Source organism: Pseudonocardia halophobica, from assembly GCF_050948485.1.
In the GTDB taxonomy this organism is placed as follows: Bacteria; Actinomycetota; Actinomycetes; order Mycobacteriales; family Pseudonocardiaceae; genus Pseudonocardia; species Pseudonocardia halophobica.
On record NZ_CP192046.1, the window covers coordinates 5,062,512 to 5,086,307 of the forward strand.

Consider the following 23,796-nt stretch of genomic DNA (forward strand, 5'->3'; position numbering starts at 1 on the left):
GCCGATCAGGCGCGGGCGGTGACCGCGGTCTCGTCGGACACGGTGCGCATCTGCGCGACGTGCTCGATGTAGTAGGACTCCGGGACCTCCCGCTCGGCGTTGGCGATCAGCTCGGTGAAGTCCCACTTCTTGAGCAGCTTGCCGTTGCGGAACACCGGCTGCAGCACGTTCTCCGACTCGGGGATCGAACCCTTCGGCACGGTGGTGTACACGCCGTTCTCGTGCTTGAGGGCGAGCCGGCCCTTCTTCGACACCTTGAACGAGGCGCCGGTCGGCGACTTGGCGATGTCGCGCCACTCGCCGTTCACGCACACCGCGGAGGCCTTCTGGCCGAAGTTCATGGTGTCGCGGTTCCAGTGCTGCAGCAGGCCCCCGCCCATCCCGAAGACGGCGTTGTCGGCGGCCAGGCCGCGGCGCTCCAGCTCCATGTAGACCTGCGGCAGGCTGTAGAAGTTCACGCCGTCGCCCTGCACGACCCGAATGTACGGGGGTAGGACCTTGAAGCCCTTGGAGTTGACTTCGTAGCCGAAGGCGTCCATGAGCCACTCGGTGGTGTCGGCAGTGACCTGGATGATGTCGCCGGAGTCGGGACGGATGCCCACGAGGCCGGGGAAGTTCTGGATCTGCTCCTTGAGCTCGATCCCCACGATCTTCTTGACGCAGTTCTCGTGGTCGTAGGTGTCGGTGAGCAGCAGCGCGACGCCGTTGGAGGCGTACACGTCGAGCATGTTGCGCAGGGCCTCGACCTCGTTCTCGCGGCCCCAGGCGCAGAAGCCCGCGTGCTCGGAGTTCGGGCCGGAGTTGGAGACCTTGCCCGCGTTGTAGAAGCGCTTCGCGGCGAGGATGCCCGGCACCGTGTCGGACTGGTCGAAGTTGACCAGGTGCGCCAGACCGCCGAGGGCCGCGGACTGCTGGGAGCTGACGCCGCGGGCGCCGTAGTCGTGCAGGGTGTTGCGGATCAGCTGCGGGTTGTCCGAGGTCCGCGCGAGCGCCTCCCTGATCACCATCTTGGACAGCCAGCTGACCGTGCCGATGGTGCTCGGGTACCAGACCGCCCGCAGCAGCGCGGTCTCGAAGAAGCTGGTGGCCCAGAAGTACTTCGGGTCGGTGTTGAGGACCTGGACGAGCACGTTGCGGGCCGGCAGGACGGTGCCCTCGGGAACGGCCTCGATCTCCACGGGCAGGAAGCCGTCATGGTCGTTGAGGATGCCGAGCCAGTTCTCGCGGTTGAAGTGCATCCCCTGCTCGCGGACGACGAACTCGGCTTCGTCGATGTCCTCGAGGGTGATCGGGCGCATCAGGTACTCGCGCAGGAACGCCTGAAGGCCGACGAACTGCACGACCGGCCACTCGCCACCGCGCGACTCGATGTAGCTCGAGACGTACTCGGTGCCCGGGGGGTAGAGCGGGTAGTGGCAGTGCTTGTAGTTGTCGGTGTTGATGATCAGGTTGTCGAGGTAGCCCATCGGCTCGTTCACCTTCCACGGAGTCGTTTCTACCGACCCGCCGTGCTACCTCGTCGAGGGCGCGGCAGAGGTGGCTCAGGATGCGTGGAACCGGGGTTCTACGCGGGACATGCAGCCTTGCGTATCCGTCCGACGGTCCACCAGAGGGCGAGCCGTCCAGCAACGCGATTTTAACGTTTCTAGTGTGACCGTCAACTCACCCGAAGGAGGTTTCTCGAACGACGCCGCCTCAGCCACGCCTGCGTCGAGAGCTGCCAGCACAGCCGGCCCCTGGCCAGTCGACCCCGCATCTGGGCAGCTCAGAACGCCACACGCGCCCGGAGACCTGGACGCCGGCGTGCCTGTACTCACGAATACGCACGGGTGCAAGTGCAGCCACCGCTCAAGGAAGCTAGAACCGTTTCTAGCATCCATAGGGTCCCCTCCCCCGGTAGTCGATCAGTGGGCCACCAGGGCGTGGGCCAGCTCGTGCATCGAGGGCATGCCGCCGCGCGCTCCCTCACCGGCCACCGAGAGCGCGGCGGCGACGTTGGCGGTTCGCGCCGCGGCGGCGAGCGGTTCCCCGCGGGCGAGCTCCAGGGCGAGGATGCCGTTGAAGGTGTCGCCTGCGCCGGTCGTGTCGCGAACGGTCACGGGATGGGGTTGGAGGTGCTCGACGGCTCCGTCAGGCCAGACGATGAGTACCCCGTCCCCGCCGAGTGTCACCGCCAGCTCGGCTTTCGTGAGTCCGGACAGGGCGCGGGCACAGCGGAGAACGGTCGCCGACGACCGCGGTCCGGCCCCGCCGGCTCCGTGGTCGACGCCAGCGGCAGTGGCGAGATCGAGAAGCTCGCCGGCGTTGGGCGTGAGCAGCGGCCCGAGCTCGAGCAGGTCGACCAGGGACGGCAGGACCGGGGCCGGGTTGAGGATGCAACGGGCTCCGGCAATCCGGGCTGTGCGCACCGCGGCGTCGACGGCCTCGCCCGGGATCTCCGTGCTGACCAGAACGCATCCCGCTCGGGGCAGTGTTCGCCGCAGAGCGGACTCGACGGCGGGAGGATCGACCCGGGTGTTGGCGCCGGCGCCGACGGCGATCTGGTTCTCGCCGTCAGGGTTCACGACGATCAGCGCGACCCCGGTAGCGGTGTCGCTGACGGCCACCCCCGTCGCGTCGACTCCCTCGTTTCGCAGCTCCGCAACGGCGCCGCGGCCCAGGTCGTCGTCCCCGACCGCGCCGACGTAGTGCACGCGTCCTCCGGCCCGTGCCGCGGCGACGGCGGCGTTCGCACCCTTGCCGCCCCCGTACCGTTCGACGCCGGGGCCGACCACGGTCTCCCCCGGTCCTGGCAATCGTGGCGCTGTCACCACCATGTCGACGTTGACCGCGCCGACGACCACCACGTCGGTGCCGCTCATCTGTTCTCCCTGGGTGGGCAGACGCTGTCGCGGATCTGGACCGCGGTGGCCAGCAGCTCGCCCGCGTCGTCGTCCTTGCCCTCGAGCAGGTCGAACAGCACCTGCGCCGCGCGATAGCCCATGTCGTGCGCGGGCTGGCGCACGCTGGTCAGTCTGGGGGTCAGCAAGGCCGACATCGGCAGGTCGTCGAAGCCGACCACGCTGACGTCCTCCGGGACCCGCAGTCCGCGTGCCTTCAGACACTCCATCGCGCCGATCGCCATGAGGTCGTTGGCGCACAGCAGGGCCGTCGGCTGCTTGTCCGCCGGGCCGTCCAGGATCGCCGCCGCGGCCGCGGCGCCGGACTCCAACCGGTAGTCCCCGGTGTGGACCGGGACGGAGTCGGGATCAAGGCCGGCCCCGGCGAACGCCTCCCGGTATCCGGCGAGACGTTGCTGGGCCGTCCACAGCGCCGGCGGCCCGCCGATGACGGCCAATTTGCGGTGCCCCTGCTCGAGCACGTGCGCGGCCACCTCTCGCGCTCCGCGTCGGGAGTCGCACACGACCGCGGGGAGGTCCCGGCCCGGGATCTGCTCGTCGACCAGCACCACCGGCCCCGAGCGGGCGAGGTCGTAGATGGCGGCGGGCATGGAGCCGGTGCCGGACAGGTAGATCACGCCGTCGACCCGCTGGCTGCGAAGCAGCTTGGCCTGGTTCTCCTCGGGCTGCTCGGTGGCGTCGGGTACGACCAGGACGACGAGTACGTCGACCGCGGACGCCGCCCGCTGCACGCCTTCGGCGACCATGGCGAAGAACTGGTTGGTCAGGTCGGGAACCACCATCGCGATGGTCGACGCCGAGCGCCGCTTGAGGCTTCTCGCCGACTCGTTGGGCGAGTAGTCGAGCAGCCGGATCGCGTCGAGGACCCGGTTGCGGCGCTCGGGGGCGACCGGCCCGCTGTCGTTCAAGACGTAGCTGACCGTGCTGATCGAGACCTTCGCATGCGCGGCGACGTCCTTCATGGTGGGACGACGGCGTGCTACCACGGCTGAGACCTCCTAGGGACGGCCGCCGGCCGCCCAGCTCAAGATGGACGCCCACAGCTTCTGATAGTGCGCCCATCCGACGAACTCGGGTGGGGCCCAGTGCGGCGCCAGGTCCGAGGCGAAGGCGACCGAGCGGCCCTCGCCTGCCTGCCCGACGACCAGCAACGGATCCTCCCCCGCCCGCGCGATCGTCGTCGCGTCCGGCTTGGCGATCACGCGGTTGTACCCCAGCAGCGGCGGCCACTCCGCAGGGGTGCCTCCCAGCACGGGGTGGGTGGGTTCGTCGAAGTCCGCCTTGACTCCCTCGGACTCCTCGATCCGGTCGTCGTGGTCGAGCATCCGCACCGGCAGCACGTCGGCGAGCGGAGTCATGCCGAACCGGGCCTTGCCGTCGATGCCGGTGAAGGACAGGTAGCCGCCGATCATCACCACGCCACCGCCTGCCCGCGTCCAGTCGCGCAGCAGCGCCAGCCGGTTCGCGCTGCGCTCGGAACGCTGGAACGTCTCGTCAGGCAGCAGGAAGGAGTTGGAGCCGATGTCGGAGAGCACGACGACGTCGAACCGGTCGAGCTCCTGGATCGTCTTCGGGAACCTCGAGGAGATCTCGTGGCCCCGCACGTAGGTGACGTCGAAGCCCTCGCGGTCGAGGGCCGCCAGGAACTCGCCGGCCCCCTCCTCGTACTCGGTGTTATGGAACTGGTCGAAGCCTTTCATGTGGATCGTGTGCTTGATCCACGACTCGCCGGCGAAGAGCACGCGCAGCGGCCCCGCCCCGTCGGTGGTGCTCACAGGATCCGGTCCCCCACGTGGGCCGGCAGCACGCGGGCTTCCGGCATGGCGATCACGTTGATCTCGCGCATGTCCCAGCCGATCATCTTGTCCGGGACGAGCTCGTAGTACGTCCGGCCGGCCACCTGGCCGAACTCGAGGTACTGCTCGGCGTAGGGGTGCCCGACGTGGAAGTACTTGTCGAACACCAGCTGCGCGAGGGTCTCCACCAGCGCCTCGTCCTCGACCTTGCGCATAGTGCCGCTGATCCGGACGCCGCTCACGGTGGCGTACTCCTCGCCCTGGTCGACGAGGGCCGAGAGCGCCCGGCCGGCGGTGAAGTTCGCGGCGTGCCGTGAGGCGGCGTCGATCGGGATGTAGATCTTCTTGTCGTGCACCACGAGCCACAGCGGCGACAGGTAGATGCTCCCGTCCTCGTTCGCCGTGGCGATGCGGATGGTCTTCGCCCGGGACAGGTAGGCCCAGCGCTTGTCGCCGCGCAGCGGCTGCCAGGTGCTCGCGGTCACGGCCATGGTCAGTTCCCCTCCGAGGTGCGCAGGGCCTTGAGCTCGCGGCTGTACTCCGGTGCGTCGGCCACGCCGACCTTGGGGGACGGGCCGGAGGTCCAGAAGAAGTGGTAGGCGACGCCGGTGCTCTCGAGCGTGTACTTGTAGCCGGCGGGGAGATAGATGTGCTCGCCCTTGCCCGCCTCGAGCACGATCGTGCGGCCCGCGGCGTCCTCCACGACCAGGTGGATCTTTCCCTCGAGCACGTAGTGCGTCTCGTCGAAGTCCTGCTGGTCCCAGTGGTAGGGCAGGTGATCCGGCTCGCCGTAGCAGTAGCCGTGCCGGAAGTACCGGGCGTCGTCGCGCTCGCGGGACAGGAAGATGTTGGTGGTGATGCCGGTGTTGAAGGTCAGGCGCGGCATCTTGTCGATCTCGTCGGGCACGATCACCCGCGGGAAGCGACGTGCGTTGGGAGCGCCGGGGTCGTAGTCGGTCACGGCGCGTCTCCTCTCTCAGGGGTAGGTCGAAGCAGCTGCCGAGGGCCCTTGCGCACCGCGCTCGGGTCCTGCACTTCGGCGAGTGACGTCGGTCGCTTGATTCGTTTCTATGTTAGCCCGGCGAGTCGACAGGAGGTCAAGCCTCAGTTCTCGGCCGTCCGGCCCCGGTATGAGTTGCACGGAGCGCCCCGACCCGTGGACTGAAACTTGCTCACTCGCCCAGAAGGCCAGCTAGTCCGTCGTGCGGCTCGGCAAGCTCCACAGTCGTCCGGGAGTGGCCCCTGAACCTGCGCACCAGTTCTTGACGCACGTCACCGGCCCTACATGCCTCATCGAAAGCTTTCTAGCGAGGAGGTGCCGAGGTCCTACTCCGCCTACTGCGCTCGCTCCGCTCAAGGTCGTGAACCTCTCGCGCGTGCTGGCCGGGCCGTTCGCCACGACACTGCTCGCCGACCTGGGGCATCGGTCACGAAGGTGGAGCGACCGGGGACCGGCGATGACAGCCGTGCCTGGGGCCCGCCCTACGACGACGCCGGTGAGGCCACGTACTTCCAGGCGGTCAACCGCAAGTCCTCCGTCGCACTCGACCTGTCCACCCCTTCCGGGTGCGCCGCCGCGCGGGCAGCGGCCCTCGGTGCGAACGTGCTGGTGGAGAACTTCCGTCCGGGCGTGATGGACCGGCTCGGGCTCGGGGCCGAGGAGCTCTGCGCGGCGAACCCACGGCTGGTCTACTGCTCGATCACCGGTTTCGGGTCCGGAGCGCGCGGCGCTGCCGGCTACGACTGCTCGTCCAGGCGGTCGGTGGGCTCATGAGCATCACGGGCGACCCGGACGGGGAGCCGCAGAAGGTCGGCGTGGCGCTGGTCGACGTGCTCGCTGGCCTGTTCGCGTCCGTGGGCATCCTCGCTGCGCCGCGCCACCGCGACTCGACCGGCATCGGCCAGCGGGTCGAGGTCGACCTGCTCTCCAGCCTGCTCGCCGCGCTGGTCAATCAAGGGGCTGCGTACACCGCGGGAGGTGTGGTTCCCGAGCAGCCCGGCAACCGGCACCCCAGCATCGCCCCCTACGAGCTGCTGCCCTGCGCCGACCGCGACCTGACTCTAGCCGTCGGTAACGCTCGGCAGTTCCGGGCCTTGTGCGCGGTGCTCGACCTCCGCGAGCTCGCCGCCGACGCCAGGTTCTCCACGAACCCGGCAAGCGTTGCGAACCGTGAGGTCCTGCGCCTGCTCCTGGAGAAGCAGCTCCGTGAGCGACCGGCCGCGGACTGGGCTGCGCAGCTGTCCGAGGTCGGAGTGCCCGCCGGTGTCGTGAACGACATCGCCGGTGCGTTCGCGCTCGCAGAATCACTGGGCCTGGATCCAGTGGTCGAGCTGCCCCGCTCCGACGGATCTGCCGTAGCGCTAACCCGCAATCCGATCGGCCTCTCGGCGACCCCGCCGCGGTATCTGACCGCTCCCCCGCGCCTGCCGCAGGAGTAGGCGGCCGTGGTGAGCGCGGCGCTGCCGCGCCCACCAAGTGCTCCGCTCAGTGCCTCCCTAGTCGAACACCGACTTGACCTTGAGAGATTCCCGCAGGCCGAGGGTGGCTAACAGTTGCCGGACTGCCTGTAGCCGCCGAACGCGCCGGCCACGTCGAGCCCGGCTCCGTTGACGTCGGGCGGACGCCCTCGGTCGGGAGCCCGTCGGCGCCGGCCACGACAACGCACTGCGAGTCCACCATCGAGCTGTTCAAGACCGAGCTGATTAAGCCTCGAGGCCCATGGCGGACGGTCAAGCATGCGAGATTGCCGCGCTCGAGTACATCGGCTGGTTCAATCAGGGCGCTGCACAACGCGGCCGGGCACATCCGCCCGCCGCGCCCGAGCGGCCGACTACCGTCAACGAGCACCACAATCGGAGCCGCAGCGCTCAAACCGGTAGCTCGCCGGGCCCACGGTCGGCGTCTCCGCTGCCGATGCCCGCCGATCGGACCTCCCTGCGACGTAGGTCAGGACTGCGACGAGTGCCTCGGGAAGTTCGACAAGAACGCGACGATCCGGTCCCGGTGCCCCAAAGCTCAGATGCCCGCAGCACCCCGGCTCCGCCGGCGCTGCGTTCCCTGCGACGCGGGCTGGCGGCGTTCGAGCGCCGGGACGACGACATCGTGCTCCTTGACCAACGGGTCAGTCTCCGATCCGGCAGACGAGGGTCTGGTGGGCCACGGCGTCCCCGACCATGACGGACACGTCGTGGACCGGGCCGTCACGGTGGGCAAGGACCTTGTTCTCCATCTTCATCGCCTCCAGCACGGCTACGAGATCGCCCTTCGCCACGGTGTCGCCGTCGGCCACGGCGAGCCGGACGATCGTGCCCGCCATCGGCGCGGTGACCGCACCGCCCGCGATCTCCGCGGCCTCGGCGCGCCGCAACTCAGCGGACTCCCGACGGATCTGCACGGCCCGGTCCCCCAGCGCGATGAGCCCGGGCACAGGCACGATCATCAGGCGTCGACCGACCCGGACTGTGAGTACGTCCCCGGTGGCCTCCTCCGCCGGTGCCGGGCTCTGCTCCTCGACCCAGCGATTGTGGACGGCGAAGTCCTCGGCGAAGTCCGGATCCGTCACCACCCGCCGGTAGAAGCCGAGCGGCGTCGGCACCCCCTCGATCCGGGCCTCGGCCAGCGCACGGCGGGCCCGGGCCAGCGCCTGCGACCGGTCCCGCCCGCTGACGATCAGCTTGGCGAACATCGAGTCGAAGCGACCGTCGACCACGTCGCCCTCGGCCACCCCGGAGTCCACCCGCACCCCCGGGCCCGACGGCATCCGGAACACGGTGAGGGTGCCGGGGTTCGGCCGGAAACCGGCGTCGGGATCCTCGGCGGTGAGCCGGAACTCGATGCTGTGCCCGCGGGCCTCCGGGAGAGTGCCGGTGAGCCCCGCGCCGCCCGCGATCCGGAACTGCTCGCTCACCAGGTCCACGCCGGTGGACTCCTCGGTGACCGGGTGCTCCACCTGAAGACGGGTGTTCACCTCCAGGAACGACAGCGTGCCGTCGCCGCCGAGCAGGTACTCCACGGTGCCGGCGCCGACATAGCCGGCCGCCTTGCAGATCCGCTCCGCCGAGCTACGGAGCTCCTCCTCCTGCGACGCGGTGAGGAACGGCGCAGGCGCTTCCTCGACGAGCTTCTGGTTGCGCCGCTGCAGCGAGCAGTCCCGCAGGCCCACGACGAGCACGGTGCCGTGTGCGTCCGCGAGTACCTGGGCCTCGACGTGCCGAGCCCGGTCGAGGAAGCGCTCCACGAAGCACTCGCCGCGGCCGAACGCCGCCGTCGCCTCCCGGGTGGCGGCCTCGAACGCCTCGCCGATCTCGGCCTCGTCCCGGACGATCTTCAGGCCGCGCCCGCCGCCACCGAACGCCGCTTTGATCACGATCGGCAACCCGTGGGCTCGCGCGAACTCCTCGACCTCGGCGACGTCGCTGACCGGATCGGGGGTGCCGGCCGCGAGCGGGGCGCCCACGTCGCGGGCGATCCGCCGGGCGGCGACCTTGTCCCCCAGCTCCCGAATGGTCTCGGGCAGCGGGCCGATCCAGGTGAGGCCGGCGTCGATGACGGCGCGCGCGAAGGCAGAGTCCTCGGACAGGAATCCGTAGCCGGGATGGACGGCGTCGGCGCCGGCCTCGAGTGCGGCCGCGACCAGCGCCGAGGCGTTCAGGTAGGTGGACGCCGCGTCGTCGCCCGCGAGCGCGACGGCCTGGTCGGCCTCGCGGACATGGAGGGCGTCGCGGTCCGGACCGCCGTACACGGCGACACTGCGCAGGCCGGCATCGCGGGCGGCCCGGATCACCCGGACCGCGATCTCGCCGCGGTTCGCGACCAGCACCGTGTGCAGCGGGTGCGTCGGCTCGTCGGTCAGCACCGGATCTCCTCCTTCAGGGACGGCGCGACCTCGCGCGCGAACAACTCGACGGCCCGGTCCAGCTCGTCGTCCGGGCAGGCGGGGGCGAACAGCAGCGTGTCCGCGCCGGCAGCGGCATACTCCCGCATCCGGGCTGCGACGTCGGCCGCCGTGCCCGCCGGGACGTAGCGCTCGGCGAGGCGGGTGAAGTCCTGCCGGTAGATCCGGCCAAGGGTGTCCAGAGCGGTCCGGCGCGCCGCAGCGGCGTCCGCCCCGACTCCCGCCCAGCAGAACAGCGCGCCCTGCAAGGGCTTCCTGCCGAGCGCGGCGGCCCGCTCCCGGACGTCGGCCAGGCCGGTGGCCAGCTGGTCCGGCGTGATCATGTACGGGAACCAGACGTCGCCGAAGCGCGCGGCCCGGCGCAGCGACACCGGTTTGCGGCCGCCCACCCACACCGGCGGCGGAGCCGCCGGCCGCGGATCGAGCTGCAGGCCCTCGAACCGCGCGAACCGGCCCTCGTAGGTGAGCGTCTCGCCGGCGAACAGCCGGGTCATGATCTCCAGCGCCTCGTCGGTGCGTGGGCCGCGCTCGGCCGGGTCGATCCCGCAGGCGCGCAGCTCCGGCGGGAACTCCCCGCCGACACCGACGCCCAGCTCGAACCGCCCACCGCTGACCCCGTCGAGCGTGGCGACCTGCTTGGCCGCGATCGCCGCGGGATAGGTCGGCAGCAACGTGACGGCGCTGAGCAGCCGGATCTGCTCGGTCGCCCCGGCCACGGCGGCGAGCGTGACGAACGCGTTGGTGACCGGGACGTGGAAGAAGACATGCTCGCCGCAGGCCAGCAGGTCGTAGCCCAGCTTCTCGGCCCGCCGGGCTAGCGGGACGATCCCTGCGAGCGGGGTCTGCGGCGGCACCATCAGCCCGATCCTCATGAGACCCCCGTCCGCGCCAGTACCCCGCGGGCCATGGCGACGTGCGCCGCGTCGACCATCTGCCCGTTGACCATCCCCACCCCTTGCTCGGCGGCAGCCAGCACCGCGCGGGCGTGCCCGATCTCCTCCTTGGACGGTGTGAAGACCTCGTGCGCCGCCTCCACCTGCAGCGGGTGGAGGCAGATCTTGCCGTGGTAACCCAGGTCCCGGCCCTGCGCAGCGTCCTGCCGGAAGTACCTGGTGTCTCGCACCGCGACCACCGCCTGGTCGATCGACGGTACCGCGGCCAGGTGGGCGGCGAGGCACACCTGGCTGCGGGCGTAGAGGACCTCCGTGCCGGCGGGGGTCCGACGGCCGCCGAGGTCCGCGATCAGGTCCTCGGCGCCGAGGTACACGGCGTCCGGCCCCTCCTCCAGCAGGGGACGCGCGTCCGCCACCCCCCGCGCGCTCTCCAGGCCGACGATGACCAGGGCGCCCGCGGACAGCGTGGTACGGACCTCGGCCAGCTGCGAGCGCAGCTCGTACTTGGGCAGCACGATGCCGTCAACCGGAGCGCGCGCGGCCATCGCGAGATCGTCGGCGTACCAGGGCGTGCCGGGCGGGTTGATCCGCAGCAGCACGGCCCCGGCCTCGGGCCTCTCCGCGAGCGCCTCGACGATCGCGCCGCGCGCCCGCTCCTTGTCGCCGGGCGCGACGGCGTCCTCCAGGTCCGCGACGACGACGTCCGGCCGGCAGCGGGCGACCTTTGCGAGCAGCTCGGGCCGCCCGCCCGGCACGAACATCAGGCTCCGGGCCGCGAGGGTCACGCCGCTCCTTCCCTCACGACCAGGCACTTCAGGGTCGCCACCACGACCTCTTCGCCTTTCTGGTTGACCACCGCGAAGCGCGAGGTGACCACGCCGTCGTCGGATCCCCTGGGCGTCACCTCGAGTACCTGGCTCTCGACGTGTAGCGTGTCGCCGATCCGCGTGGGCCCGACGAAGCGGAGCTTGTCAATGCCGTAGAAGGCCTTCATCGCCTCCGGCCGGAACTCGACGAGCCCCAGGGCCACCGAGACGACCAGCGCCCCGTGCGCGATTCGCCCGCCGAAGCGCGGATCGGCCGCGGCGTACTCGACGTCCGTGTGGATGGGGTGCCAGTCCCCGGTGAACATCGCGAAGGTCACCAGGTCCGTCTCGGTGATCGTGCGGGCCCGGCTCACGTGCCGGTCCCCCACCTCGATCTCGTTGAGGTACTGCGTGATCACTTAGTTCATGTCCTTGCTGCCGTGGGAGAGGTCGCGCTGCGACACCGCGAACACGCAGGCCAGCGACAGCAGCGAAAGCGCCGCCACATAGCCCGCCACACTCATCGACGTCCCGGTGCCCGCGACGAGCGCGGCCGACACGAGCGGAGCGATCGCCCCGCCCAGCAGCACGCCCAGCTGGAACGACACCGACGACGCGCTGAATCGCACGCTGCCGTCGAACAGCTCGGTGATGAAGGTCGCCTGCGGGCCGTACGACACCGAGAACAGCACCGCACCGACGACGTAGGCCAGCACCAGCCACACTGCGCTGCCGCTGTCGATCGCCAGGAACGTCGGGAAGATCCACACCGCCATCGCGGCAAGCCCGGTGATGATCAGCATCCGGCGTCCGCGGCGTTGGGCCATCGCTCCGAAGAAGGGCAGCGCCAGCACGGCCACCACCGCGCCGATAAGCACAGCGATCAGCATTGCGTTGCCGCTCTGCGACTTCGTGCTCTTCGCGTAGGCCAGCGCGTAGGTGTTGACGACGTAGAAGTAGCCGCCGGTGGAGATCATCGAGCCCGTCGCCAGGATGATCTGCTTCGGGTAGCGGCGCACGGCGTCGAGCAGCGGCATGCGGACGGTCCGCTGGGAGCGCTGGACCTCGTGGAAGACCGGGGTGTCGTCCAGCGTGGCCCGTACGACGAGTCCGACGACCACCAGCACGATGCTCACCAGAAAGGGGATCCGCCAGCCCCAGGACAGGAACGCCTCCTGCGGCATTTGCGACACGCCGAAGAACACCAGCGTCGCGAGGAACAGCCCGGCGGGCACACCGATCTGCGGGAGACTGCCGAAGAAGCCGCGTTTGCTCGGGCTGGACGATTCGACGGCGGTGAGTACGGCACCGCCCCATTCCCCGCCGACCCCGAAGCCCTGGATCAGCCGCAGCAGTACCAGCAGGACCGGCGCCGCGACACCGATCGTCGCATAAGTGGGCAGCAGGCCCATGAGGAAGGTCGCGATGCCCATCATGGACAGTGAGAGCACCAGCATCTTCTTACGGCCGATGCGGTCCCCGAAGTGCCCGAGCACGATCCCGCCGAGCGGGCGGGCCGCGAAGCCCACCGCGAACGTGCTGAAGGCCAGCAGCGTCGAGGCGACCGGATCGTGGCTCGGGAAGAACAGCGGGCCGAGCACCAGGGCGGCCGCCGAACCGTAGAGGATGAAGTCGTACCACTCGATCGTCGTGCCGATCAGCACGGACGCGGCCACGCGCCGCATCTGCGGTGCTGAGGTCTCCGTGCGCGTGATCGGGATGGACTCGCTGGTCATGGCGCACTCCCTTGTGCTCCGTGTGAACCGTCGGCGCCGGTCGGCCGCCGGTACATCAAGCCGGTCCGCCGCGCCCGGCAGACCAGCTCGTCGCGCTGGTTGTAGGCGCGGTGCTCGAACACGACGAGCCCTGCCCGTGGCCGAGAGCGCGAGGCCCTCGCCTCCACGACCTCGCTCTCCACCCGGATCGTGTCGCCGTGGAAGACCGGCGCCGGGAAGCTCACCGCGTCCAGCCCGAGCTGGGCGACGATCGTCCCGTGGGTCAGCTCGGGCACGGACAGCCCGACCACGAGCGCGATCGTGAACATGCTGTTCACCAGGGGCTTCCCGAATTCCGTGCTGGCCGCGTAGTCCGCGTCCAGGTGCATCGGGGCCGGGTTCATGGTCATCGTCGTGAAGACGACGTTGTCGGTCTCGGTGACGGTGCGGCGGAACGCGTGCTGCACGATGGTGCCGGGTTCGAGTTCCTCGAACCAGCGTCCGAGAACGGGGCGGGTCACTCAGATCTCCCTGTCGTAATGGGGGCCGGTGAAGTCGGGGGCGCGGCGCTCCAGGAACGCGGTGAGGCCCTCCGCGATCGTCGGGCTCTCCAGGTGGCGCAGCAGGACCTCCCGCTCGTCCACGTGCGCCTGCCCTGCGGGGCGCTCCAGCCCGTGGCGGTACATCCCTTTCATGCCGGCGAGCGCGGCCGGGCTGTGCCGAACGAGCCGCGCCACCAGGGCATCGACCGTCTCGTCGAGCTCCGCGGCGGGGGCGTGGTGGCTCACGATGCCCCACGCCGCGGCGGTCGCGCCGTCGATCATCTCGCCGGTGTAGAGCAGCCGGCGGGCCTGCGCGGCGGGCAGCGCACGCGGCAGCCGCACCGAGCTGCCCGCACCGGGGAGTAGCCCGTACTCCAGGTGCCGGTCCCCGATCTGAGCGTCGTCCGCGGTCACGGCGAGATCGCAGGCGAGCAGGATCTCGAATCCGCCGGCGAGGGCGTACTCGCTGATCACCGCCACGGACACGAACGGCGCCGCCTCGATCCGGTCCAGCACGGCACCGATCGAGGTGATGTACGAGCGGGTGGCCTCGGCGTTGCCCTGCAACGAGCGCAGGTGCGGCAGATCCGCTCCCGCGGAGAGCGAGCCGCCTGCCCCGCGCAGCACGAACACCGTGCAGCGGGCCTCGATCGCGGCGTCCACGGCGTCGTCCAGCCCGGCGAGCACCGCGGGGCTCAGCGCGTTGCGGGCCGGCGCGCGGTCGATGAGGACCCGGGCAACCCGGCCGTCGATCTGTGTCTCGACGCTCACGACCGCCTCACCCGGATCCCGGCCTTCTCCCGGTCCCACAGCTCGTCGAGCCGATCGCGCGCGGACGTCATGAGCTTGTACTTCTCGATCTTGGCACTGGGCGTCTTCGGCAGCTCGCCGATCACGTCGAGGTAGCGCGGCACCATGTAGTACGCCATGTTCTCGACGCAGTAAGCGATCAGCTCCGCGTGATCGACCTCCGCGCCCGGAGCCGCCACGACGTAGGCCATGACCTCGTCCTCCCCCAGCTCCGAGGGCACGGGCACAGCCGCGGCCTCCAGGACCGACGGATGGTTGCAGAGCACGGTCTCCACCTCGTAGGCCGAGATGTTCTCGCCACGCCTGCGGATGGCCTCCTTCTTGCGGTCCGCGAAGTAGAGGAAGCCGTCGGCGTCGACCCAGCCGCGATCACCGGTGTGGAACCAGAGATCGGTCGTCGCGGCGACCGTGGCGTCGGCCATCTCGTAGTAGCCGAGCATGATCATCCCGCGCTCGTTGGGTCGAATACAGATCTCGCCGACCTCGCCGGGAGCCACCGGGCGGCGGTCGTCGTCCACGATCTGCACGGCCATGTAGTCCCGCACCCGCCCCGCGGACCCGGCCTTCTCCGGCGGGTCGTCCGGACCGAACACGGTGACCGCGCAGTTCTCCGTCATCGCGAACACCGAGGTGGTACCGATGCCGTAGCGGCGTGCGAAACGCTCGGTGAGGTCGACCGAGTTCGGCACCATCATCGCCGTGCGGACCTTGTGCTCGCGGTCCCGCGGCGACTCCGGCTGCTGCCAGATGATGTTGGACATCGCACCCAGGGCGTTGAACACCGTCGTGCCGGTCTCCCGGATCTCGTCCCAGAACCGGCGAGCGGAGAAGGTGCGCGACAACGCGACCGAGGCGTCCGCCCAGAGCGCGGCGTAGATCGTGTACCAGAGCGCGTTGCCGTGGAAGACCGGCAGGCAGGTGTAGAGGACGTCGTCGGGCCCGTAGCCGGACAGCGACGCCATCTGCCGTCCGACGGCGTGGCCCTGCGAGTGCGGCGACACCACGCCCTTCGACGGCCCGGTGGTCCCCGACGTGTACATGATCAGGTGCGGATCCGAGTGCTTCACGTCCAGCATCTCCGCCGGGTCGTCCGGGGGCAGCTCGGCGAATGCGGCCACCCGGTCCGGGCCGAGGACCTCGCGGATCGCCGGCACCTTGCCGACGGCGGCCTCTACCCGCTCTCGGTAACCGTCCTCGGCGCAGAGCAGCACCGAGTCCGACTGGTCCAGCAGATAGACGAGGAGATCGCCCTTGGCTGCGGTGTTCAGCGGGACCGCCACCGCCCCGAGCTTGCCGAGTCCCCATATCGCCCAGATCAGCTCGGGGCGGTTGTCGAACATCAGCGCGACATGGTCGCCCCGGCCGATCCCGGCCCGCCGGAAGCCTTCGGCCACGGAGTTCGTGACGGCATGGACGTCGGCGTACGTCCAGGTCCTTCCGTCGAAGTGCAGGAACGGGCGCTCGCCGACGGTGTGCGCCTTGTCGGCCAGGACCCGGCCGATCGTCCGCTCCTCCAGGGGGAGATCACGCATCGGCCCGCACCACCTCGGCGACGATGTCCAATGCGGACGCGTCCTCGATCGCGCTGGTGTCGCCGGTCGGCTTTCCGTGCACCACGAGATCGCGCAGGAGCCTGCGCATCGTCTTCCCGGTGCGTGTCTTGGGCATCGCGCCGGTGACGTACACCCGGGCCGGCTTCGCATAACCACCGAGCTCGGCGACGACGCGCTGTTCGATGTCGGCCTCGATCCCGTCTCCGGCGTCCCGGCCGAGGGTCACGAACGCGATCGGCACCGTGCCCTTGGTGTCGTCGGGGACGCCGATCACGGCGGCCTCGACGACGGCCGGGTGAGCGGTCACCAGCGCTTCGATCTCCATCGTGGAGATCCGGTGCGCAGCCACGTTGATGACGTCGTCGGCGCGACCGAGCACCCACAGGTGCCCGTCGTGGTCGAGGACGGCTTCGTCGTGCGTGGCGTAGCGGCCGGGGAACCGGGCGAAGTAGGTCTGTCTGTAGCGGTCGTGGTCGTCCCAGACCGTGCGGGCCAACGTGGGGAACGGCTCCGTCAGCACCAGGTTGCCCTTGACGCCGGGTGGGCAGAGCTCTCCCGCGTCGTCGATGATCGCCCACTCGTGCCCGGGAACCGCGGTGCCGACCGAGCCGGCCTTCAGCGCCTCGGCCCCGTACACCGGATAGGTCCAGGTGGAGCCGGTCTCGGTCTGCCCGTAGGCGTTGACCACCGGAACGTCGAAGGTGTCCGTGATCCAGTCGAAGGTGTCCGCGTCGAGCGGCTCGCCCTGCATGGTGATCAGCTTCAGCCCCAGCGGGTGCGCGGCGGCGAGGTCGTCGCCGAACTTGCGCAGCATCCTGGCCAGGGTGGGCGCGGCGAGCACCTTGGTGACCCCGTGACGCTCGCAGATCTCGTAGAAGCGCGCGGTGGTCGGGGTGTCCAGGGCGCCTTCGAAGCAGGCGATCGTCATGCCCCGAGCGAGCCCGCCGACCACGGCCTGGATCGGGAAGGTCAGCCAGCCGACGTCCGCGGCCACCCAGTAGACGTCGCCGGGCTCGTGGCCGGCCTGCCAGTGCGCGTTCGCCCAGGTGCCGAGCAGGAAGCCACCGACGCTGTGCACCACGCCCTTCGGCTTCGACTCGGTGCCACTGGTGAAGATGAGGAACGAGGGCTCGTTGGGGTCCAGCGGCTCGGCCGGGGTGCCGCCCGCGCCCTTCCCGAGCACGTCGGCGTAGCCGTACTCGTTCTCCTGCAAAGGCACGGCGTCCCCGGTCCGGTCCACCACGACCGTCGCCCGCACCGTCGGTGCGCGGCCGCGCGCAGCGCGCAGCGTGTCCAGGAGCGGGATCCGCTTGGTGCGCCGGAAGATCGCGTCCGCCACCACCACGACGGATGCCCGCGCGGCCTGCAACCGCGAGGCCACGGCCTCCTCGCCGAAACCGGAGAACAGCACGGTGTAGATCGCGCCGATCCGGTTGCAGGCGTGGATCGTCGTGAAGGCCTCCACGAGGTTGGACATGTAGACGCCGACGACATCGCCCTTGCGCACGCCCAGCTCCAGCAGGCCCTTGGCCAGCCGCGACACCTCGTCGGCGAGCTCGGTGTAGGTGAGCGTGCGGGCGTCGCCCGGCTCGCCCTCCCACACCACGGCCGCCCGGTGCGCGGTGGCCGGGTCCTCCGCCCAACGGTCCACGCAGTTGTCCGCGACGTTCAGCAGGCCACCCTCGAAATAGCGGAAGTCCGGCAGCTCGCCGGTGCGTACGCTCTGCCACGGGCGCATCCAGCGCTGCTGCCCTGCGACCCACGCCCAGTAGTCGTCGGCGGTCGTGAACGCGCGGGCACGCTCCAACTCGCTCACCCGGTCGGGCACCGTCCACCGGTCCGGTAGCGGGCGCAGCGGATTCGCGATGAGCTGGGCGAGCGGATCTAGCTCGGACATCGTCGTCCTTCCGGCGGTTAGACGGGGCTGATGAGGTGGTGGCGGCGGCCGGTCACGCGAGTCCAGCGGTCCGCGTCAACCATCCGGGCGGCGAGCTCGGCGCGCAGGTCCCCAGGCTCGACGACAGCGTCGACGATCAGATCCCCGGCCATCCGCAGCAGGTTGATGTCCCGCTCCTGCTCGGCAGTGCGGGCGGCGACATACGCCGCACGCTCGTCCGGATCCTCGATCGCGGCGATCTTGTTGGCATACACGGCGTTGACGGACGCCTCGGCGGACATCGGGCCGATCGACGCGGTCGGCAGCGCGATCGTCGCCCGTGGCTCGAAACCGGGCGCGCACATCGCGTAGTAGCCCGCGGCGTAGGCCTTGCGCAGCACCACCGTGTACTTCGGCACCTCGGCCGACGACATCGCGGCGATCATCTTCGCGCCGTGCCGGATGATCCCCTGCCGCTCGACCTCGACCCCGACCATGAACCCCGGCACGTCCTGCAGGAACACGAGCGGGACGCCGAAGGCGTCACAGAACGAGATGAACCTGGCCGCCTTGTCCGCGGAATCGACGAAGATCGCGCCGCTGCGCACGCCGGGCTGATTGGCGACGAGCCCGATCACCCGGCCGTCGAGCCGGGCGAGGCCGACCACCATCTCCTCGGCCCAGCGGGCCTTGATCTCGAAGAACGAGCCGGCATCGACGATCCCGTCGATCACGTCACGGACCTCGTAGGCCTCGTTCGGGTCGAACGGCACGACGTCGCCGAGGACGTGCTCGGGCGCCTCGGGCTCGCGGCGGACGGGCGAGGATCGGAAGTCGTCCGGCAGGTAGGTCAGCAGCAGCCGGGCGGCGGCGACCGCCTCCCAATCCGAGTCGAACACCTCGTCACCACAGCCGGAGACGGTGGCATGCATCATCGCGCCACCCATCTCCTCGAGCGTGGTGCGCTCGCCGGTGACCTTCTCCGCGACCCGCGGACTCGCCAGGTACATGGAGGCGTTGTCGCGCACCATCCCGACCCAGTCGCAGAAGGCGGGCATGTACGCGCCGCCCGCGGCGGACGGCCCATGCAGGCAGCAGATCTGCGGGACCCGGCCGGACAGCTTGATCTGCAGGTGGAAGATCGCCGACGCACCGCGGCGACCGGGGAAGAACCCCATCTGATCCGTCAACCGTCCGCCCGCGGAGTCGACGAGGTAGACGACGGGGAGCAGATCGCGGTCCGCCCGCTCCAGGATGCGGATCTGTTTCTCGCAGGTCAGCTCCCCCCAGGAGCCGGCCTTGACGGTGAAGTCATGGGCGATCACGGCGACCGGGCGGCCCTCGACGCGGCCGACACCGGTGATTACGCCGTCGGCGGGCAGGGCGTCGCCCGCGGCGCTGGCCAGCACGCCGTCCTCCACGAACGAACCCGGGTCGAAGAGCACGGCCAGCCGGTCCCGAACGGGGAGTTTGTCGGGCCAGCGAGAGGGATCGCCGCCCCGTAGGGCACGTTCCTGTGCCTTCGCGACGTCCTCGTAGGTCGGTGCACTCACCGAGCAAGTCCCTTCGTCAGGATCTCCAGCTGGATCTCGTCCGTGCCGCCGCCGATCCGCAGGATCCGGGCGTCCCGGTAGTGCCGGGCCACGGGCGTCTCCTCGACGAAGCCGGCGCCGCCGAACAGCTGCACGGCGTCGTCCACCACTCGGTTGGCGACCACGGCGGCCAGGTACTTGGCCCGGGCCACCGACGCCGCGGCCTCGGGATGGCCCGCAGTGAGTCGGGCCGCCGCCTGGTACGTGACGAGCCGGGCGGCGTCGAGCTCGATCTCCATGACCGCGATCCGGTGCCGGACCGTTTGCAGGTGCGCGAGCGGCGCGCCGAACGCCTCCCGCTCGCGGACGTAGTCGCGGGCCAGGTCCAGGGACTCCGCGGCGTGCCCGAGGCCCATGCCGGCCAGGGCGATGCGCTCGAGCTGGAAGCCTTCCATGATCTGATGGAAGCCGCGGTTCTCGGCGCCCACCACGGCGTCGACGGGCACCGTGACGCCGTCGAGGATCACCTCGCGGGTGTCCGAGGAGTGCCAACCCATCTTGCGCAGAGGGGCGCCGAACGAGAGCCCTGGTGTGCCCTTCGGGACCTCGAACAGGGTGATCCCGGAATGGCGGGGGCCACCCGAGCGAGCAGCGACCACCAGCACGTCGGCCAGGCCGGCGTTGGTGATGAACATCTTGCGGCCGTCGAGGACCCAGCCGTCCTCGGTGCGGCGGGCCTTGGAGGTGATGCCGGCGACGTCGGAACCGGTGCCGGGTTCTGTGACGGCGATGGCGGCCACGGCTTCACCGCTCGCGAGCCGCCCGAGCCAGCGCTCCCGCTGCGCCTCCGATCCGTGCCGGACGAGGTGCGGCCCGGCCATGTACGCGCTGACCAGCGCTGTCACGGCGATCCCGCCGCTGGCGCGGGCGAGCTCCTCGGCCAGCAGCGCCACCGGCAGCGCCCCTGCGTCCGACCCGCCGTACTCCTCCGGCGTGACCAGGCCGAGCAGGCCGGCCGCACCGAGTGTCTTCCACAGCTCGACCGGGAATGTCTCGCCCTGCTCAGCGGCCTTCACGAGCGGCCGGATCTCCCGATCGGCGAAGTCACGGCAGGTTCCCCGGAAGGCCGAGTACTCGTCGTCGAGCTCGAAGAGCATCTGCACTTCCTCACATTATCGACCGACCGGGCGGTCGAACTTTTGCGCGGTCCGGGTCCGGTGTCAAGCCCGGGAGAGCTACGGTTGAGGCCCGAGAGGGAGGGCAGATGACGGAGACGACGCTCAGCAGGGCCGACGCCCGGCGGCAGCGCGTGCTGTCGACCTCTGCAGAGATCTTCAGCAGGCGCGGGTTCCGGGCAACCTCGATGAACGAGATCGCCGCCGCCGTCGGGCTCTCGAAGCCGACGCTTTACCACTACTTCCGCAGCAAGGAGGAACTGCTCGTCCGGCTCTACTCGGACGTGCTCGACGAGAGCCTCGTGCTCGGCCGCGCGACCGTGGCGGCTGCCGGCAGTCCGTTCGCCGCGATCCGGGACCTCATCGCCTCCCGGGTCGCCTACACCTGTCGACATCAGGCGCTGCTCAAGGTGTGCTTCGAGGAGGAGCACGAGCTGCCGCAGGAGCTGGCGGCCGAGGTGCTACAGCGGCGGCGCAACTTCGAGAACCTCTTCGCTACGGCGCTGCGCGAGCACCTCGACGCCTATCCGGGAGTCGAGCTCGGCATGCCGCCCAAGGTCTACGTGAACATGTGTCTCGGCGCGGTGAACTGGTCCTACAAGTGGTACCGCCCAGAGGGCTCGCTGACCCCCGAGGAGCTGGGCGCGCAGATCGCGGCATCGCTGACGGCGTCCATCAAGCCCCCGCGGGCAGCCCGGTGACGGCGTCGCACCGAGGACCGCCGCCGAGTACGCCACCACATGTGGGGTCGGACTTCCCCGTCCGCCCGTCGAAGACGACGCTTCTCTGTGCCTGCCAAGCCCGAGCTGCCTGCCGAGGCAGCGGACGATCCCTGGGCGATGCATCACGTGAGCAGGGCGCCGGATCTCGTTGTCGGTCTTGCCGTCGGCGCGCGGCTTCGCGACCTACGCGGAGCGGTCCAGGGGCTTGCTGTGGCGACCGGTGGCTGCGCGACCGGCGCCGGCTGCCGACATTCGACCAGCCCGGGTCGGGACCGACCTTCGCCACTTGGCGTGCGAGATCAGGAGGAGGTTCTCGGCCCGCTGACCAGGAAACCCGAGCACCACGTAGGAGGTCCGGGACAGCCGAGCGGGGCAACGAGTTGGAACGGCCTGGCCAGGTGGCAACCCGGCCGGGCCGTTCCGTTTCCCGCGGGCCGACTCACGTCGGAGAGATCACCAGGCTGGCGATCCGGCCGTCGCGGAACTCGAAGGTCATCGGACCCGTGCCGTTGAAGCCGCCGCCGCTGACCGTCAGCGTGGCCACCACGCGGTTCGGGTCGTCCGTCGGCTCGATGCCGACCAGCTCGAAGTGCGCGCGCTTGCCGATGTTGTCCGTGCGGTTCCAGGACGCCACGCCGTCGCGCCCGTGGAACTTCCGGCCCCAGTCATCGAGGACGGCGTCGTCGGTGAACGCGGCGACGAAGCCCGCGGAGTCGCCCGCGTTCGTCGTGTCGATGAAAGCCTGCAACGGGGCCGGAACGATCGTGCTCATGGCGTTTTCTCCTGGGGTGCGGGCCGGATGCCGGCCAACAGGGTGCGGACGAGCGTGTCGGCGAATTCCGCGGTCAGCGGCTGGTCCGCGGCGGGGCCGGGCCGGCGGGGAGCCACTTCATGCGCCCAGCTCACTCGGCTCAGAAGGACGAACCTTTCGTTCCTCAGCTGTATGAACGCATTGTACGAGAATGCGATGCCCCGAGGAGGAGGACGTACGGCCACCCGCCACAGACACACTGCCCTCGTCACCGGCACCTCCGGTGGCGTCGATCGCACCGTGCCCGAGCGGCCGGGGTCGCTCAGTGCTGTGACCAGCTCGTCGAGTATGAGGAGCTTGCTCTCGCGGTAGACGCCGCTCATCCGGGGGCTCTCGGTGCGGTCGCGCGATGCTGCCGTCCGACGTCGTCCGACGACGATGTCGTCCCGGGTAAGGTGAGTTGATCGAGGTGGGGAGGGAGCTCGATGGCGGGAGTGCGGCAGTTCGACGAGCGCGAGGCTCTCGAGCGCGCCCTCGGCGTCTTCGAGGACCGGGGGTTCCGAACGACGTCGATGCTGCATCTCGCCGCCGGTACCGGTGTGCAACGTGGCTCTCTGTACCACGCCTACGGGGGGAAGGAGGAGATCTTCGTCCGCGCCTTCCGGGAGTACACCGACCGCTTCCTGGCCCGTGCTGCCGAAGCGTTGAGCCGGCCGGACAAGCGGTCCGCGCTGCTGTCCTTCCTCGACTTCTGTCTGGAGTCGATCACGCTTGGATCGCCCTCTCGTGGATGTCTCTCGACCCGCACCGCCGTGGAGGCCGCAACCGAGTCCGGTCGAGCGCGAACCGCCGTCCGTACCTTCCTCGACGAGCTGGAGACCGTGGTCCACGACGGGTTGGCTGCGATCGACGACGGTGCCGAACTGCAGGTCGACCTCCGCGCTGCGGCGCGCCTGATCGTCACGTCCACGCGCGGCATCGCGGTCCTGGAACGGGTCGGCCACTCCCTCCCCGAGCTCCGCGCGGTCGCCGAGACCCTGGTGTCCTCGCTCCTGGGGCCCCCACCGACCTCGATCGGTGAGGGCCGCCCGTGAGGATCACCGGTGGGTGCGACCGCCGCGGCTCGGGATCGTGCACCGCCGACCCCGCCCGTCGAGATCGGGACACCTCGAGGGCGGGGCCTGGATCGCTCCTCGACGGCTCACGAGGAATCCGCCCCGTCCGCGGTCAGCGGATGAGCCGGTCGACGTAGTCGGCGCCGAGGCCGTTGGCTGCGTAGTGCGTTCGGGCACGTTCGAGCTTGCTGAAGACGTCCTCGATGCCCACCGGGTTGCCGGCCTCGTCGACGTAGATGTAGCCGCCCGTGACGTGGAAGAGCGTCGCCATCTCCTCGACGCCTTCCGGGATCTCCAGGGTGTGCACGTCGCCGGGCGGCTCGAAGACGTAGGTGCCCTGCTCGGCCCACCAGTCGTGCTCCGGGTAGTGCCACCGACCGCGGAGGGTGAACGCGTGCACGGGGCCGGCGTGGCGGTGCCGGGAGACGAACCCGGTCTTGCGGATGCGCAGGATGTTGATGAAGTACCCCTGACTGACGGAGAAGGCCAGCGGCCGGAACACGACGCCGTCGGCCTGGGGAACCCACAGCCGCTCGTCGCAGTCCAGGTCGAGTGCGCCCTGTTCGACCAGGTCGTCGACGACTCCGTAGGGATGGGTGCTCGCGGGCACGAGGGTGCTCGCCTGCTGTGTACTCACTTCGTCCTCCTTCAGGACTGTCGATGCGTGATGCCGGTGACGGCGAGGTTCTGCGGGCCGCTGCTTCGACCTTCGGGC

Annotated in this window: 21 protein-coding genes and 1 pseudogene; 3 read left to right on the forward strand and 19 right to left on the reverse strand. The window is 70.2% G+C overall.

From position 1 onward, the window contains the following. Positions 1-5 precede the first annotated feature (5 nt). From ACQP04_RS24000 to ACQP04_RS24025, 6 genes are all read right to left on the reverse strand, one after another. Positions 6-1,478 carry a nicotinate phosphoribosyltransferase gene (locus ACQP04_RS24000; protein ID WP_433502820.1) on the reverse strand — a complete coding sequence of 491 codons (1,473 nt, stop codon included), beginning with the start codon at positions 1,476-1,478 and terminating at the stop codon, positions 6-8. Positions 1,479-1,904: 426 nt separating this feature from the next. Beyond that, on the reverse strand, positions 1,905-2,861 hold the full coding sequence (locus tag ACQP04_RS24005) for a PfkB family carbohydrate kinase (protein WP_433502821.1): 957 nt from the start codon (positions 2,859-2,861) through the stop codon (positions 1,905-1,907). Next, positions 2,858-3,862 carry a LacI family DNA-binding transcriptional regulator gene (locus tag ACQP04_RS24010; RefSeq protein WP_433502822.1) on the reverse strand — a complete coding sequence of 335 codons (1,005 nt, stop codon included), beginning with the start codon at positions 3,860-3,862 and terminating at the stop codon, positions 2,858-2,860. The genes ACQP04_RS24005 and ACQP04_RS24010 overlap by 4 nt, the downstream gene beginning before the upstream one ends. Before the next feature lie 36 nt (positions 3,863-3,898). Continuing rightward, entirely contained in the window at positions 3,899-4,675 is a 777-nt protein-coding gene (locus tag ACQP04_RS24015) for a glutamine amidotransferase (protein WP_433502823.1), read from the reverse strand. Next, positions 4,672-5,187: a pyridoxamine 5'-phosphate oxidase family protein gene (locus ACQP04_RS24020; protein ID WP_433502824.1), complete on the reverse strand. Its 516-nt coding sequence runs from the start codon at positions 5,185-5,187 to the stop codon at positions 4,672-4,674. The genes ACQP04_RS24015 and ACQP04_RS24020 overlap by 4 nt, the downstream gene beginning before the upstream one ends. Positions 5,188-5,189: 2 nt before the next feature. Continuing rightward, positions 5,190-5,657, reverse strand: coding sequence for a hypothetical protein (locus tag ACQP04_RS24025; protein ID WP_345383983.1), 468 nt, complete (start codon positions 5,655-5,657; stop codon positions 5,190-5,192). Positions 5,658-5,988: 331 nt separating this feature from the next. Here ACQP04_RS24025 and ACQP04_RS24030 point away from each other — a divergent pair. Next, a pseudogene (locus ACQP04_RS24030) lies at positions 5,989-7,135 on the forward strand (CaiB/BaiF CoA transferase family protein). Between the two features lie 683 nt (positions 7,136-7,818). Here the strand turns inward: ACQP04_RS24030 and ACQP04_RS24035 are convergent. From ACQP04_RS24035 to ACQP04_RS24085, 11 genes are read right to left on the reverse strand one after another with little or no spacing between them, the layout of a single operon-like run. Then, entirely contained in the window at positions 7,819-9,552 is a 1,734-nt protein-coding gene (locus tag ACQP04_RS24035) for an acetyl/propionyl/methylcrotonyl-CoA carboxylase subunit alpha (protein WP_433502825.1), read from the reverse strand. After that, positions 9,546-10,463 carry an LLM class flavin-dependent oxidoreductase gene (locus ACQP04_RS24040; protein WP_433502826.1) on the reverse strand — a complete coding sequence of 306 codons (918 nt, stop codon included), beginning with the start codon at positions 10,461-10,463 and terminating at the stop codon, positions 9,546-9,548. The genes ACQP04_RS24035 and ACQP04_RS24040 overlap by 7 nt, the downstream gene beginning before the upstream one ends. After that, positions 10,460-11,269, reverse strand: a complete 810-nt coding sequence (locus ACQP04_RS24045; RefSeq protein ID WP_433502827.1) for an HpcH/HpaI aldolase/citrate lyase family protein — start codon at positions 11,267-11,269, stop codon at positions 10,460-10,462. The genes ACQP04_RS24040 and ACQP04_RS24045 overlap by 4 nt, the downstream gene beginning before the upstream one ends. Continuing rightward, positions 11,266-11,709, reverse strand: coding sequence for a MaoC/PaaZ C-terminal domain-containing protein (locus tag ACQP04_RS24050; RefSeq protein ID WP_433502828.1), 444 nt, complete (start codon positions 11,707-11,709; stop codon positions 11,266-11,268). Before ACQP04_RS24050 ends, ACQP04_RS24045 begins: the two co-directional genes overlap by 4 nt. Next, entirely contained in the window at positions 11,710-13,026 is a 1,317-nt protein-coding gene (locus tag ACQP04_RS24055; RefSeq protein WP_433502829.1) for an MFS transporter, read from the reverse strand. It abuts the gene before it with no gap. Further along, entirely contained in the window at positions 13,023-13,526 is a 504-nt protein-coding gene (locus ACQP04_RS24060; protein ID WP_433502830.1) for a MaoC family dehydratase, read from the reverse strand. The genes ACQP04_RS24055 and ACQP04_RS24060 overlap by 4 nt, the downstream gene beginning before the upstream one ends. Next, positions 13,527-14,318 (reverse strand): enoyl-CoA hydratase/isomerase family protein, encoded by a 792-nt coding sequence (locus ACQP04_RS24065; RefSeq protein WP_433502831.1) that lies wholly within the window; start codon positions 14,316-14,318, stop codon positions 13,527-13,529. After that, positions 14,315-15,889, reverse strand: coding sequence for an AMP-binding protein (locus ACQP04_RS24070; RefSeq protein WP_433502832.1), 1,575 nt, complete (start codon positions 15,887-15,889; stop codon positions 14,315-14,317). Before ACQP04_RS24070 ends, ACQP04_RS24065 begins: the two co-directional genes overlap by 4 nt. Then, positions 15,882-17,807 (reverse strand): AMP-binding protein, encoded by a 1,926-nt coding sequence (locus ACQP04_RS24075; protein WP_433502833.1) that lies wholly within the window; start codon positions 17,805-17,807, stop codon positions 15,882-15,884. Before ACQP04_RS24075 ends, ACQP04_RS24070 begins: the two co-directional genes overlap by 8 nt. A gap of 17 nt (positions 17,808-17,824) precedes the next feature. Continuing rightward, positions 17,825-19,339: an acyl-CoA carboxylase subunit beta gene (locus ACQP04_RS24080; protein WP_433502834.1), complete on the reverse strand. Its 1,515-nt coding sequence runs from the start codon at positions 19,337-19,339 to the stop codon at positions 17,825-17,827. Beyond that, a complete protein-coding gene (locus ACQP04_RS24085) occupies positions 19,336-20,475 on the reverse strand; it encodes an acyl-CoA dehydrogenase family protein (RefSeq protein ID WP_433508430.1) in 1,140 nt (379 codons plus the stop codon). The genes ACQP04_RS24080 and ACQP04_RS24085 overlap by 4 nt, the downstream gene beginning before the upstream one ends. Positions 20,476-20,582: 107 nt before the next feature. On the opposite strand from ACQP04_RS24085, the gene ACQP04_RS24090 reads away from it, so the two are divergent. Then, complete coding sequence (locus ACQP04_RS24090; RefSeq protein WP_433502835.1) at positions 20,583-21,194, forward strand: TetR/AcrR family transcriptional regulator; 612 nt, start codon at positions 20,583-20,585, stop codon at positions 21,192-21,194. Positions 21,195-21,654: 460 nt separating this feature from the next. On the opposite strand, the gene ACQP04_RS24095 is transcribed toward ACQP04_RS24090, so the two are convergent. Further along, the gene (locus tag ACQP04_RS24095; RefSeq protein ID WP_433502836.1) at positions 21,655-21,987 is read right to left on the reverse strand and encodes a nuclear transport factor 2 family protein; all 333 of its coding nucleotides are present in this window, start codon (positions 21,985-21,987) and stop codon (positions 21,655-21,657) included. A gap of 464 nt (positions 21,988-22,451) precedes the next feature. Between ACQP04_RS24095 and ACQP04_RS24100 the strand changes: the two genes are divergently transcribed. Continuing rightward, positions 22,452-23,060, forward strand: a complete 609-nt coding sequence (locus ACQP04_RS24100) for a TetR/AcrR family transcriptional regulator (RefSeq protein ID WP_433502837.1) — start codon at positions 22,452-22,454, stop codon at positions 23,058-23,060. Positions 23,061-23,193: 133 nt separating this feature from the next. Here the strand turns inward: ACQP04_RS24100 and ACQP04_RS24105 are convergent, their stop codons facing one another. Next, positions 23,194-23,718, reverse strand: a complete 525-nt coding sequence (locus ACQP04_RS24105) for a 2,4'-dihydroxyacetophenone dioxygenase family protein (protein WP_433502838.1) — start codon at positions 23,716-23,718, stop codon at positions 23,194-23,196. Positions 23,719-23,796: the final 78 nt, after the last annotated feature.